General features: G+C 33.2%; 9 protein-coding genes. 7 read left to right on the top strand and 2 right to left on the bottom strand.

Annotated features, from left to right (window positions below; translation table 11 throughout):
* Positions 1 to 80: 80 nt before the first annotated feature.
* The 7 genes from mscL (at position 81) to MUN68_RS17120 (ending at position 13,865) form a co-directional block, all read left to right on the top strand.
* Entirely contained in the window at positions 81 to 485 is a 405-nt protein-coding gene (mscL, locus tag MUN68_RS17150; protein ID WP_249996916.1) for a large conductance mechanosensitive channel protein MscL, read from the top strand.
* 131 nt (positions 486 to 616) lie between these two features.
* Positions 617 to 1,606, top strand: a complete 990-nt coding sequence (locus MUN68_RS17145; RefSeq protein WP_249996914.1) for an aspartate-semialdehyde dehydrogenase — start codon at positions 617 to 619, stop codon at positions 1,604 to 1,606.
* 205 nt (positions 1,607 to 1,811) lie between these two features.
* Positions 1,812 to 3,197, top strand: coding sequence for an Ig-like domain-containing protein (locus MUN68_RS17140; protein ID WP_249996912.1), 1,386 nt, complete (start codon positions 1,812 to 1,814; stop codon positions 3,195 to 3,197).
* 27 nt (positions 3,198 to 3,224) lie between these two features.
* Positions 3,225 to 6,479, top strand: a complete 3,255-nt coding sequence (locus tag MUN68_RS17135; RefSeq protein ID WP_272792390.1) for an FG-GAP-like repeat-containing protein — start codon at positions 3,225 to 3,227, stop codon at positions 6,477 to 6,479.
* Positions 6,480 to 6,593: 114 nt separating this feature from the next.
* Positions 6,594 to 10,262 (top strand): FG-GAP-like repeat-containing protein, encoded by a 3,669-nt coding sequence (locus tag MUN68_RS17130; RefSeq protein ID WP_272792389.1) that lies wholly within the window; start codon positions 6,594 to 6,596, stop codon positions 10,260 to 10,262.
* A 178-nt stretch (positions 10,263 to 10,440) separates the two neighbouring features.
* Positions 10,441 to 12,882 carry an FG-GAP-like repeat-containing protein gene (locus MUN68_RS17125; RefSeq protein WP_272792388.1) on the top strand — a complete coding sequence of 814 codons (2,442 nt, stop codon included), beginning with the start codon at positions 10,441 to 10,443 and terminating at the stop codon, positions 12,880 to 12,882.
* A gap of 71 nt (positions 12,883 to 12,953) precedes the next feature.
* Positions 12,954 to 13,865 carry an ABC transporter ATP-binding protein gene (locus tag MUN68_RS17120; protein WP_249992631.1) on the top strand — a complete coding sequence of 304 codons (912 nt, stop codon included), beginning with the start codon at positions 12,954 to 12,956 and terminating at the stop codon, positions 13,863 to 13,865.
* Here the strand turns inward: MUN68_RS17120 and MUN68_RS17115 are convergent.
* Together MUN68_RS17115 and MUN68_RS17110 are read right to left on the bottom strand one after the other, a co-directional pair.
* Complete coding sequence (locus MUN68_RS17115) at positions 13,855 to 14,421, bottom strand: 4'-phosphopantetheinyl transferase family protein (RefSeq protein ID WP_249992633.1); 567 nt, start codon at positions 14,419 to 14,421, stop codon at positions 13,855 to 13,857. The genes MUN68_RS17120 and MUN68_RS17115 overlap by 11 nt on opposite strands.
* A complete protein-coding gene (locus tag MUN68_RS17110) occupies positions 14,418 to 14,672 on the bottom strand; it encodes an acyl carrier protein (protein ID WP_249992636.1) in 255 nt (84 codons plus the stop codon). Before MUN68_RS17110 ends, MUN68_RS17115 begins: the two co-directional genes overlap by 4 nt.
* Positions 14,673 to 14,686 lie beyond the last annotated feature (14 nt).

Here is a 14,686-nt window from a genome sequence, read left to right as displayed (position 1 = left end):
TAATTGTTCTTGTTATTATTTGTGACTTTTTAATTAAATTAGAGTCTTAATTATGTACTAACTAATAAAACACTAAAATTATGTTGAAAGAATTTAAAAATTTTATCATGACTGGTAACGTCATTGATTTCGCTGTTGCAGTAATTATGGCAGGTGCACTAGGTGCAGTTATTAATGGTTTTGTATCTAACATCGCCATGCCTTTTATAGGATATTTTGCTGGTGGAATGAATTTTGAAGACCTACATTACGCTATGGATGGAGTTGAGTATGCATCATTAGCAGCTGCTAAAGAAGCTGGTGCAGCAGTTATTGCATACGGATCTTGGATTAACACAATTGTTAATTTAATAATTGTTGGATTTGTAATGTTTATGATTGTAAAAGCATACAACAAAACAAAAGCTCCAGTTGAAGCTCCAGCTCCTGCAGGCCCATCAGATAATGATTTACTTGCCGAAATAAGAGATTTACTTAAAAAATAAGATAGCTAACCGCTACATTATATATTTTTTAAACTTTAACCACCTTATGAAAAAGAGGTGGTTTTTTTATGCTTTCTTTTAGAGTAAAAATGAATAAATTCCTACTTTTGTTTTATCAAAACATCATTATAATGAAAGTAGCAGTTGTTGGTGCCACTGGTTTAGTAGGCGAAGTCATGCTTAAAGTTCTTGAAGAACGAAATTTTCCGGTTTCAGAATTAATTCCTGTAGCTTCAGAACGCTCTATCGGTAAATTAATTTCATATAAAGGAACAGATTACAAAGTGGTTGGTATGCAAGATGCAATTGACATGAAACCTAACGTAGCATTATTTTCCGCTGGAGGAGACACCTCATTAGAATGGGCTCCAAAATTTGCAAAAGCAGGAATTACTGTTATTGATAATTCTTCAGCTTGGAGAATGGATCATTCAAAACATTTAGTTGTTCCTGAGATTAATGCAAATACATTAACTTCTGAAGACAAAATAATTGCCAACCCAAACTGTTCAACCATACAAATGGTTCTGGCTTTAGCGCCTCTTCATAAAAAATATAAAATCAAACGTATCGTTGTTTCTACTTATCAATCTATAACTGGAACTGGTGTAAAAGCAGTTAGACAATTAGAAAATGAACTTGCAGGTATTAAAGGAGAAATGGCTTACCCTTATCCTATTCACCAAAATGCAATTCCTCATTGTGATGTCTTTGAAGAAAACGGATACACCAAAGAGGAAATGAAGTTAGTTCGAGAAACTCAAAAAATATTAGATGATCGTACTATAGCAATCACAGCAACAGCTGTTAGAATACCTACAGCAGGAGGGCATAGTGAAGCCGTAAATGTTGAATTTGAAAATGACTATGACCTTTCTGAGGTTAGACAAATACTAAACGAATCTGAAGGTATTGTTGTTCAAGACAATATTGATGTAAACACATACCCAATGCCAATTTATGCTCATGGAAAAGATGATGTTTTTGTTGGTAGAATTCGTAGAGATGGGTCTCAACCCAATACGATAAATATGTGGATTGTTAGTGATAATCTTCGCAAAGGTGCTGCAACAAATACGGTTCAAATTGCTGAATATTTATTGAAAAAAAATCTACTTTAAAAAAAAGCATAATTGCTTTAGGGTTTTTATGAGTTGAATTGTTATATATACGGAAGTCTCTACCAAATTTTAGAGAAATAACTTGTAAATAACCGTAAATCCATTATTCAAGCGCTCTTGTTGTCTGATAAAAAGAGTATTACATCTAATTTAACATTTGAAATTGTAGATTTATAAGTACATTTACTCTCCAAATTTATTATAAATGCTTAAAAATTACCTTAAATCACTTTCGTTAGTAGTGTTGATGATTTCAATACAATCTTGTGCAGATGATGATGATAAAAGTGATATTTATACTCCTATTAATATAGAAACATCTCCAGATCTAGCTGAGGTCGTTCAAAATAATGCCATACAAATAGACGTTTTGAGCAATGATACTAATGTGCCAACATCTGGTAGTTTAGTTACAAGCAATGCTACAAACGGAACTATTGAGGTGTTAGACATTAATAATACACCAGATAATCCTTCGGATGACATGGTTTTATACACACCAAATACTGATTATATTGGAACAGATAGCTTTACATATACTATTTGTAATAACTTAAATCCTATTAATTGTGCTACAGAAGATGTAGCTGTAACTGTAACTCAAGATTTAGAAGTTGTATATAATCCTGATGAAATTCCTTATCCAACACTTTCAGAGTACAATTTTTTTAAAGGTGAATTAAAAGATTTAGAACCAGTACCAGGAGTACTTCCTTATGATTTAAATTCTCCTCTTTTTAGTGATTATGCTCACAAAAAAAGGTTTATTTGGATGCCTGATGGAACTATGGCAAATTATAATAGTGATCATACACCATTAGATTTTCCTGTAGGAGGAATGCTTATCAAGAACTTTTACTATGATAATGTTCAACCTGAAAACACAACAAAAATCATTGAAACTCGCTTAATGTATATGACAGAAGATGGTTGGGATTTTGCGAAATATGTTTGGAATGAAGAACAAACCGAAGCCACATTTAGTAATGACGGAAGCTTTATTGAAGTTGATTGGATTGAAAACGGAAATTCAAATTCTGTAAATTATAGAATCCCTTCACGAAATGAATGCTTTACATGTCACAATAAATTTGGCACACCATTACCTATTGGACCAAAGCCTCAAAACTTAAACAAAGATTATAATTATACTGATGGTGCTGCTAATCAATTAAACAAATGGATTGAAGTTGGGTATTTAGAAAACACGTTGCCTTCAACTATTGTTTCAACGGTTAATTGGGAAGACGACTCTCTGCCTTTAGAACTTAGGGTTCGTTCGTATTTAGATATTAACTGTGCACATTGTCACTCTGAGGAAAGTTATTGCGAATATCGTCCTTTACGACTAGCATTTAATGAAAATGATGATGATGTAAATAAGGGAGTTTGTGTTACACCAGATACTCAAATTTCACCATATACGCATATTGTTTCAAGTGGTCGAATTGATAGATCAATTTTACACTTTAGAATTAGTTCTACAGAAGAACAAAATAGAATGCCGCTTTTAGGAAGAACACTTCAACATACCGAAGGTGTTAGACTTATTGAAGAGTGGATAAACTCCTTAGAAGGAGAATGTGAATAATTAAATTAAAATTTGAAATAAATTATTATGAAAACAAAATTACTTTTTATTACAGCGGCTTTAATGGCATTTAGCTTTCAAGCTTTTGCTCAGCCAGTAAATGATGTTTTTTCAGGTGCAATTCCAATTACACCTGCTGCTGATGGAAGTGGTTGCACGAGTTCATTTTCTCTTCCATTTTCAACTGATGGCACGACAGATAGTGGAGTTCAAGGTTCTTGTAGAGCTTCTGGCTTAGATCAATTCTTTACTTGGACAGCAACAAAATTAGGTTTGAATTTTTACTCACAAAACCCAGGAAATCCAGGTATTGTAGTTTATAATTCTACTGGAACTATAGAAATTGCCTGTACAAATACCTTTGACAATGAAACTATTGGTGGATGGAATATAGGAGATGACCTTGTTATTCAAATATATGATTTTGAAGGCACTGGTCTTTCTGATGTTGCATTTTGCTTAGAATCTACAGACAATGCTCCTGTTCCAACTCCTATAACATTTACCTCAAGCACTTCTGGGTCTTCTGGATCTTATAGAATTGCTTGTGTTGATATGAACGGTGATTTTCTAGATGACTTAGTTTCTATTTCATCTAATAATGTAAACATTAGAGAACAAAACAATGGTGGTGGATTTACAACAAAAAACATCGCTACCACGAATGCAGATTTTGAACCGTCATGGAGTTTAGCTGCAGCAGATTATAATAGAGATGGTTATACCGATTTACTTTATGGTGCTGGAAACGGTGTAACTTTTATGAGAAGTGATGGAACTGGTAATGGATTCACTGAGGTCTCTGGTTCTGAAGATGTGTTCTCACAGCGCTCTAATTTTATTGACATCAACCAAGATGGGCATTTAGATGCCTTTGTTTGTCATGATGTTGCTCCTAATGTATATTATATAAATGATGGAAGTGGAAACCTTACCTTTAATCAAGGAGGTTTAGGAGATTATTCTTCAGGAGGTAATTATGGTTCAATATGGATTGACTATGATAATGATAGGGATTTAGATTTATTTATCGCTAAATGTGGTGGTGAGACTGCAAGAAGAACTAATCAAATGCATACCAATGATGGAAATGGAAACTATACAGAAAATGCAGCTGCAATTGGTTTAGCAGATCCAATGCAAACATGGTCTTCTGCATGGGGAGATTTTGATAATGATGGAGATATGGATGTCTTTGTTGGTGCAAGCTCAGGAAGTCATAAGATGATGCGTAATGATGGTGGTACTTTTGTCGATATCTCAGCAGGTACAGGTGTAGATTTATTATCACTTACTTCTACAGAAACTGTAACATACGATTTTGATAATGATGGTAACCTTGACCTAGTGTCTGGTGGTAATTTATTATTTGGTGATGGTAATATGAATTTCACTGTTCATACTGGAGTTTTTCCAGGAGCTGGAGCTTATGGAGATTTAAATAATGATGGTTACATCGATGCATTCAATTCTAGTAACATCTATCTAAATAATAAAGAAACAAATAATAATTGGATTAAAATTCATACTGTTGGTACTACAAGTAACATTAATGGTATTGGTGCTCGTGTAGAAATATACACTGATAGTGGTGTTCAAATTAGAGACGTTAAAAGTGGTGATGGTTTCAGATATATGAGTTCTATGAATACACATTTTGGTATTGGAAGCGATACTAGCATCTCACATATTACTATATACTGGCCTAACTCTGGTGGTGAAACATTTTTAAATCCGCCTATAAATCAACCTTTCAATGCTGTTGAAGGTACTGGTTTTCGTTGTGTCGTATCTCCAATAGCTTACTTAGAAGGTGCCGCTTTAAACCCTAATTCTGGTGAAAACAACTTAATGCGTGATGATTTAAGACTTAATGGTTGGTTAGCTTCTAATGCTACTACTAGCCCTTATGCTGATGCTTTAATCGCTGACCCTTCTGTGTTTAATACTACTGGTGATGATGCTATTGTTGATTGGGTGTTTGTGGAACTTAGAGATAAAAACGATAACTCTATTGTTATTGATTCTCAATCTGCTCTTTTACAACGTGATGGTGATGTGGTTGGTGTAGATGGTCTCTCTGCCTTAGGTTTTGACCAAGATCAAGACGACTATTTCATCGCTATTAAACACCGTAACCATCTTGGTGTTATGAGTGCTACAACACATGCTTTAAGTCCTTCCAAATCAATTATTGATTTTGCTTCAAACCCAAACACAGTTGAAGGTGACAACAATGCTGTTGTTGCTCTAGCTAATGGTAAATATGGAATGTATACAGGTGATTTTGATGGAAATGAGCAAGTACAAAATTCGGATGCTAGTGGTGTGATTCAACTTATTGGTGGTTCTGGATATAATAATGCGGATATGGATGCTAATGCACAAATTCAAAATTCAGATGTCAACACTTTAATTAATCCTAATATTGGACGTGGTCAACAATTTCAAAGGTCTGGCGAATCTAATGAAGATCAATTAGAATCTAACCTTACTTTAACTTTTGCTAATGCTCAAATTACTAATGATGGTAGTGATAATTTTTATGAAGCAGATATTTTAATTGCATCTACAGAAGATTTCTATGTAGGTTCTGGGCAAGTCTATTTTGAGTATAATACCGCAGCTTTTGGTGGGAATATATCTTCAAATGGAGCTATTGAATACTCTCAACCTACTGGTTCTATTTTAGAAGGTAATTTTGCTACACTTCCTGCTTATAAAGATTTTGTCCAAAATGATAATACCGCTTCTAGAGTGTCACTATCTTTTCAACAAAATTTTTCCGAATCGTTCATTGCTAGTAACATTCCTAACATCCAAATTACTGCAACACCTAAAGTACTGTTTCATATTAAAATAAAATATGTTAATGCTGGTCAAGATGCTGATGTGTGTTTCTATAATGATGGCGTATTTCAAGATCAATTTTATACAGCTTGTGGTGGTGCTGGTGCTCCAGATTGTACAGGTAACCCTGGAGTGCAAATAACAGACGACACTTATGATTGTGCTGCTGCTGGTGTGACCACCTTAGATATCGCTTCTTATGAAAGTAATTCTTTTAAACTTTATCCTAATCCTGTAAAGAATACTCTATACATTAAAGGAAATACAGAAAATTTAACTAAAATTGAGATTATTAACATTAATGGTCAATTAATAAAAACAATTAATGCTCATTTTAATCAAATTGATGTTAGCCATTTAAATGCAGCTATTTATTTCTTAAAAGTTTATGCGAAAAATAATACATCAACATTAAAATTGATAAAACAATAATGCTGTAATCATTTATTGAACAGAGAAAACATAGTAACTAAAAAAACCTCCAAATACAGTTTGTAGGTTTTTTGGTTACTTTTAGAAACTATATTACCTAATACATGAATTATTATGAAAAAAATTACATTATTAACATTTCTTGTAATGTCTTATTGCTCGTTAGCCCAGGTTTTAAACGAACCTGCTAACTGGCCTAACAATAACTGGACAATAACTGGTTCTTATGACGCTGATCCAGTTATTTTTACAGACAATCCAACAGTGAGTTCAAATTTTTCTTTTGATGATGATGAAGGAGGACAAAATTCAGATAATACTGTCGCTGCAGAATCAAATACCATTGATTTAACTGCTGCTCATACTGCAGGAGAAACTTGGATTACTGTATCTGGCTCATATGTATTTAATATTTATCAAACTGAAGATTTAAGCATACAGTATTGGGATAATGATGCTGGAAATTGGCAAGATTTTGGCTCAGAATTAACACAGACAGCTAATGCTCCAAATGTAGCATTTTGTAATGGAACTCCTGAACAAGCAAATGAAACTATAAATATTGCTTCTTTTTCAGCGTCTCAATTAGCTAATTTTAAATATCGCATCCTTTATAATGATAATGGATCTTATGGTTGGGGATTTTGTTTTAATTCTCCAACAATAAGTTCAGTAACACCTCCTGCTTGTCCAAATGTAAGTGACCTATCTGTTACTTTTATTTCTTCAGATGGTGCCAATGTATTTTGGGATGCTGGTGATGTAGAAACGTCTTGGGAAATAGCTTTACAAGCTTCTGGAACTGGTATTCCTTCTGGCTCTGGAACATCTACAACTACTAATAATCCACATGTATTAAGCGGATTAACTCAGAATACTTCCTATGAAATCTATGTAAGAGGATTTTGTGGAGGAACAGATTATAGCAATTGGATTGGACCTTTAAACTTTACAACATTAATTCCTTCTAGAGTTAATTTTTCTCAACAAGCTATGGGTATTGGAAATTACGACTTAACAGTTGTTGATATGAATGGAGATAACTTAGATGATATTGTGTCTGCATCTACAAGTAATGTAAACATACACTATCAATTAGCTTCTGGAGGTTTTAACGAAGTGGATATTCCAACACCTAGTGCCGACTTTTTACCTGGTTGGAGTATGGCTGCGGCCGATTTTAATAAAGATGGTTATACCGATTTACTTTATGGAGCTGGAAGCGGTGTTACATTTATGAAAAGTGATGGTACTGGTTCTGGTTTTACTGAAATCTCTACTGGTGAATATGTGTTTTCTCAACGTTCAAATTTTGTTGATATCAATCAAGATGGCCATTTAGATGCTTTTGTTTGTCATGATGTAGCTCCAAATGTATATTATATAAATGATGGTTCTGGTAACCTTACGTTTTATCAATCTAACGTTACGCCAAATGCGCCTTTTAATTTAGGTGATTATGAATCTGGTGGTAATTATGGTTCTATTTGGATCGATTATGATAACGATAGAGACATGGATATGTTTATCGCTAAATGTGGAGGTGAAACTGCTAGAAGAACAAATGTCATGCTTACCAATAATGGTGATGGTACTTTTACAGAAAATGCAAACGCTTTAGATCTTGCTGATCCTATGCAAACTTGGTCATCATCTTGGGCAGATTATGATAACGATGGAGACATGGACGTTTTTGTTGGTGCTAGCTCAGGAACACATAAACTTATGCGTAATAATGGCGATGGTTCTTTTACAGATGTAACAACTGGTGCTGGTGTAAGTGGAGCGCCTCTTGGACATGAAAACGTAAGCTATGACATAGATAACGATGGTTACTTAGATATTCTTTGTAATGGAATGATTATGTATGGAAAAGGTGATCTTACTTTTGAAGATGCCGATGATACTCAAATCAATTATAAAAATGGATCTTTAGGTGATTTAAATAATGATGGATTTATTGATGCCTATTATAATGGTAATATTTATTGGAACTTAACAACGAGTAACAATTGGATTAAAATAAACACAATTGGTACTGCAAGTAATATTGATGGTATTGGTGCTCGTGTAGAAATATACACTGATAGTGGTGTTCAAATTAGAGATGTTCGTAGTGGTGAAGGGTTTGAATATATGAGTACTTTAAATACGCATTTTGGACTTGGAAGTGATACTAGTATCTCACATATTACTATATACTGGCCTAACTCTGGTGGTGAAACATTTTTAAATCCGCCTATAAATCAACCTTTCAATGCTGTTGAAGGTACTGGTTTTCGTTGTGTCGTATCTCCAATAGCTTACTTAGAAGGTGCCGCTTTAAACCCTAATTCTGGTGAAAACAACTTAATGCGTGATGATTTAAGACTTAATGGTTGGTTAGCTTCTAATGCTACTACTAGCCCTTATGCTGATGCTTTAATCGCTGACCCTTCTGTGTTTAATACTACTGGTGATGATGCTATTGTTGATTGGGTGTTTGTGGAACTTAGAGATAAAAACGATAACTCTATTGTTATTGATTCTCAATCTGCTCTTTTACAACGTGATGGTGATGTGGTTGGTGTAGATGGTCTCTCTGCCTTAGGTTTTGACCAAGATCAAGACGACTATTTCATCGCTATTAAACACCGTAACCATCTTGGTGTTATGAGTGCTACAACACATGCTTTAAGTCCTTCCAAATCAATTATTGATTTTGCTTCAAACCCAAACACAGTTGAAGGTGACAACAATGCTGTTGTTGCTCTAGCTAATGGTAAATATGGAATGTATACAGGTGATTTTGATGGAAATGAGCAAGTACAAAATTCGGATGCTAGTGGTGTGATTCAACTTATTGGTGGTTCTGGATATAATAATGCGGATATGGATGCTAATGCACAAATTCAAAATTCAGATGTCAACACTTTAATTAATCCTAATATTGGACGTGGTCAACAATTTCAAAGGTCTGGCGAATCTAATGAAGATCAATTAGAATCTAACCTTACTTTAACTTTTGCTAATGCTCAAATTACTAATGATGGTAGTGATAATTTTTATGAAGCAGATATTTTAATTGCATCTACAGAAGATTTCTATGTAGGTTCTGGGCAAGTCTATTTTGAGTATAATACCGCAGCTTTTGGTGGGAATATATCTTCAAATGGAGCTATTGAATACTCTCAACCTACTGGTTCTATTTTAGAAGGTAATTTTGCTACACTTCCTGCTTATAAAGATTTTGTCCAAAATGATAATACCGCTTCTAGAGTGTCACTATCTTTTCAACAAAATTTTTCCGAATCGTTCATTGCTAGTAACATTCCTAACATCCAAATTACTGCAACACCTAAAGTACTGTTTCATATTAAAATAAAATATGTTAATGCTGGTCAAGATGCTGATGTGTGTTTCTATAATGATGGCGTATTTCAAGATCAATTTTATACAGCTTGTGGTGGTGCTGGTGCTCCAGATTGTACAGGTAACCCTGGAGTGCAAATAACAGACGACACTTATGATTGTGCTGCTGCTGGTGTGACCACCTTAGATATCGCTTCTTATGAAAGTAATTCTTTTAAACTTTATCCTAATCCTGTAAAGAATACCCTATACATTAAAGGAAATACAGAAAATTTAACTAAAATTGAGATTATTAACATTAATGGCCAATTAATAAAAACAATTAATGCTGATTTTAATCAAATTGATGTTAGCCATTTAAATGCAGCTATTTATTTCTTAAAAGTTTATGCGAAAAATAATACATCAACATTAAAATTGATAAAACAATAATGCTGTAATCATTTATTGAACAGATTTAATTTACTAATTACTATTGAAAAACATGTAAATATTCTATTTTAAATCAAAAGCTTAAGACTTATTTAGTCTTTATTAAAGGCCTCCAAATTATATTTGGAGGTTTTTTTTTATTATTTTTAGAAACTATTTACCTAATACATAAATTTTTATGAAAAAAATTACATTAATAGCATGTTTGATTATTTCTTATTGTTCCGTTGCTCAGGTTTTAAACGAACCAGCAAACTGGCCAAACAATAACTGGACAATTACTGGTTCTTATGATGCAAATACTGACTACTTTACAGACAACCCAACTGACAACTCATCAAACTTCTCATTTAATGATGACTTACCAGGTGGAGATTCAAACAATAATCTAGCTGCAGAATCTAACACCATTGATTTAACTGCTGCTCATGCTGCAGGAGAAACTTGGATTACAGTATCTGGCTCATATGTATTTAATATTTTCCAAACTGAAGATTTAAACATACAGTATTGGGATAATGATGCTGGAAATTGGCAGGATTATGGTTCAGAATTATCTGAAACAAATAACGCTCCAAATTCGGGTTTTTGTAATGGAACTCCTGAACAAGTTAATGAAACTATAAATATTGCTTCTTTTACAGCTTCTCAATTAGCTAATTTTAAATATCGTATCCTTTATGAGGATAATGGTTCATTTGGTTGGGGATTTTGTTTTAATTCTCCATTAATTAGGTCTGAAACACCTCCTGCTTGTCCAAACGTGAGTGATCTATCTGTTACTTTTATTTCTTCAGATGGTGCCAATGTATATTGGGATGCTGGTGATGTAGAAACGTCTTGGGAAATAGCTTTACAAGCTCCTGGAACTGGTATTCCTTCTGGCTCTGGAACATCTACAACTACTAATAATCCACATGTATTAAGCGGATTAACTCAGAATACTTCCTATGAAATCTATGTAAGAGGCTTTTGTGGAGGAGCTGATTTTAGCAATTGGATGGGACCCGTAAACTTTACCACATTAATTCCTTCTAGAGTAGATTTCTCTCTTCAAGCTATCAGTATTGGAGGTTACGACTTAACTGTTGTGGATATGAATGGAGATAACTTAGATGATATTGTGTCTGCATCTACAAGTAATGTAAACATACACTATCAATTAGCTTCTGGAGGTTTTAACGAAGTGGATATTCCAACACCTAGTGCCGACTTTTTACCTGGTTGGAGTATGGCTGCGGCCGATTTTAATAAAGATGGTTATACCGATTTACTTTATGGATCTGGAAGCGGTGTTACATTTATGAAAAGTGATGGTACTGGTTCTGGTTTTACTGAAATCTCTACTGGTGAATATGTGTTTTCTCAACGTTCAAATTTTGTTGATATCAATCAAGATGGCCATTTAGATGCTTTTGTTTGTCATGATGTTGAGCCAAATGTATATTATATAAATGATGGTTCTGGTAACCTTACGTTTTATCAATCTAACGTTACGCCAGATGCGCCTTTTAATTTAGGCGACTATTATTCTGGTGGTAATTATGGTTCTATTTGGATCGATTATGATAACGATAGAGACATGGATATGTTTATCGCTAAATGTGGAGGTGAAACTGCTAGAAGAACAAATGTCATGCTTACCAATAATGGTGATGGTACTTTTACAGAAAATGCAAACGCTTTAGGCCTTGCTGATCCTATGCAAACTTGGTCATCATCTTGGGCAGATTATGATAACGATGGAGACATGGACGTTTTTGTTGGTGCTAGCTCAGGAAATCATAAACTTATGCGTAATAATGGCGATGGTTCTTTTACAGATGTAACAACTGGTGCTGGTGTAAGTGGAGCTTCGAATGGTCACGAAAATGTGAGTTATGATATAGATAATGATGGGTTTTTAGATATTCTATGTAATGGAACAATTATGTATGGAAAAGGTGATCTTACTTTTGAAGATGCCGATGATACTCAAATCAATTATAAAAATGGATCTTTTGGTGATTTAAATAATGATGGATTTATTGATGCATATTATAGCGGTAATATTTATTGGAACTTAACAACGAGTAACAATTGGATTAAAATAAACACTGTTGGTACTGCAAGTAATATTGATGGTATTGGTGCTCGTGTAGAAATATACACTGATAGTGGTGTCCAAATTAGAGATGTTCGTAGTGGTGAAGGGTTTGAATATATGAGTACTTTAAATACACATTTTGGACTTGGAAACGACGATAGTGTTAATCATATCATTGTGTATTGGCCAAACTCTCCTTGTGAAGTGTTTTTAAACCCAGACATTAATAAAACATTTAATGCTGTTGAAGGTGCAGGGGATTCTTCTTGTGACGCACTCGGAGTTGATGAAGAGGTATTTGCTAATGATTTCATTTTGTCGCCAAACCCAACTAAAAATGTTTTAAATATTACAACTGGCTTACAGTTAGAAAATGCATTCTACAATATTTATGATATAAGCGGAAGACGTGTGATGACCAATTCATTAAGTAATTCTAAGTCAATTGATGTATCTCAATTATCTGCCGGAAACTATATCATCAGTATTGTATCTGACAACACGATTAGAAATCAAAAATTCATAAAGCAATAATTCTATTTATTTATTTTTTATAAAAAAGCCGTTACTAGAAATGTAGCGGCTTTTTATGCTATTTTTGCTAAATGCTTCAAGTTAAAAACCTTTCTTTTAGTTATAATAAAACTAAGATTTTAAATCATATAAACTTCTCTGTAAATCTTGGGGAAAACATTTCTATAATTGGTGAAAGTGGATCTGGAAAAACCACATTGCTCAAACTTCTTTACGGTGAATATGACTTAGACAGTGGTTCATTATTTTGGGGAAAACAACAAATTTTAGGACCAAAATATAATCTTGTAATAGGTTATGATTTTATAAAATATGTGGCTCAAGAATTTGATTTAATGCCATACATTAGCGTGGAAGAAAATATTGGTAAATTTCTCTCAAATTTCTTTCCAGAAGAAAAACAAAAACGAACTAAAGAATTACTTGAGGTTGTTGAACTCACTAAGTTTGCTCATGTAAAAGTAAAAACACTCAGTGGCGGACAAAAACAACGTGTGGCACTTGCTCGAGCATTAGCGAAAGAGCCAGAAATCATTCTTTTAGATGAACCTTTTAGTCACATTGATAATTTCAAAAAACAATCCCTCAGACGACGTGTTTTTAACTATTTAAAAGACAAAAAAATCACATGCATTGTTGCTACTCATGATAAAAATGATGTCTTAGAATTTGCAAATCGTATAATTTTGTTAAATAATGCAGAAATTGAAGCTAACGACACTCCTAAATATTTATTTCAGAATCCAAATACACCATTAATCGCTTCCTTTTTTGATGAATTTAATACGATCAATAATGAAATCGTATATGCACATCAATTGGGCATCGTTGAAAAATCAAATATTCAAGTAATCGTTAATAAAAACTATTTTAAAGGAACTTATTATTTAATTGAATCTTATTTCGAAAATGAAACTATATTTTTCGAACACTTCGAAGAACTTTCTGAAGGAAACACTGTTTATTTGAGTATTAATAAATAGCAAAAGCAGCATATTTACCATGATGAGATATTGATAAAGCTTCAAAAATTTGTTGGTTGCCTAAAAACACATTTGGAACTCCTAATACTGTCTTTTTAATATTAATTGAATTTATATCTCGATCTTTTCCATTTATGACTTGATGTATTAATCGTGATCTGACTTCGTCACTTAAATTATTATCATACAATTTAAAAAGGTCAGCTTTTGGAAATTTTTCATTTGTATTACTTGCTATACTATGAACATATTCTGAAGTAATTGTTGATTTTAAATAATACGTGTTATCGTTTATACTAACGAAACCTTCATTGTTTAAATCCAATTGACATTCGGCTAGTTTTGGGTTGAAGAAGCAATGCTTAAATTCCCTTACGAAAGCTTTATACGCAGCTTCCTTCATACTCCAAAGCAACCAAACCATTTGTTCCTTGTTTGCTGAATAAAAAATAATTGATTGCTCTTTTTGTGTAAATACTTTATCTAAAAAACGAGGTCTTTTCCAATTAGAATCTTTTGCTGCTTGCTTTAAATCTACAACGTCATTTCCAATCATCTTTGAGCTAATTTTTCATTTACAATATCCATAGCTGCTTTTACTGATATCATTTTTTCCATATCATCATTCTCGATTCTAATATCAAATTCGTCTTCAACATCAAGAATAACATCAACTAAATTTGCAGAATTAATCTTTAAATCATTAATAAAATCTGTGTCTTCAGATAAGTTATCAAACGCAGTTTTATCTTGAATGTAAGGCTTTACAATCGTTTTTAATTTGGCAATCAATTCGTCTTTGGTCATAGTTTTGTAAACTG

This window comes from Psychroserpens ponticola (assembly GCF_023556315.2).
Lineage (GTDB): Bacteria > Bacteroidota > Bacteroidia > Flavobacteriales > Flavobacteriaceae > Psychroserpens > Psychroserpens ponticola.
This window is presented reverse-complemented; position numbering and strand designations above follow the sequence as displayed.

Bases quoted from the DNA above. Each gene is read 5' to 3' on its own strand.
- MUN68_RS17135 (WP_272792390.1), top strand. From the start codon at position 3,225: ATGAAAACAAAATTACTTTTTATTACAGCGGCTTTAATGGCATTTAGC.
- MUN68_RS17115 (WP_249992633.1), bottom strand. From the start codon at position 14,421: ATGATTGGAAATGACGTTGTAGATTTAAAGCAAGCAGCAAAAGATTCT.
- MUN68_RS17130 (WP_272792389.1), top strand. From the start codon at position 6,594: ATGAAAAAAATTACATTATTAACATTTCTTGTAATGTCTTATTGCTCG.
- MUN68_RS17140 (WP_249996912.1), top strand. From the start codon at position 1,812: ATGCTTAAAAATTACCTTAAATCACTTTCGTTAGTAGTGTTGATGATT.
- mscL (WP_249996916.1), top strand. From the start codon at position 81: ATGTTGAAAGAATTTAAAAATTTTATCATGACTGGTAACGTCATTGAT.
- MUN68_RS17120 (WP_249992631.1), top strand. From the start codon at position 12,954: ATGCTTCAAGTTAAAAACCTTTCTTTTAGTTATAATAAAACTAAGATT.
- MUN68_RS17145 (WP_249996914.1), top strand. From the start codon at position 617: ATGAAAGTAGCAGTTGTTGGTGCCACTGGTTTAGTAGGCGAAGTCATG.
- MUN68_RS17110 (WP_249992636.1), bottom strand. From the start codon at position 14,672: ATGACCAAAGACGAATTGATTGCCAAATTAAAAACGATTGTAAAGCCT.
- MUN68_RS17125 (WP_272792388.1), top strand. From the start codon at position 10,441: ATGAAAAAAATTACATTAATAGCATGTTTGATTATTTCTTATTGTTCC.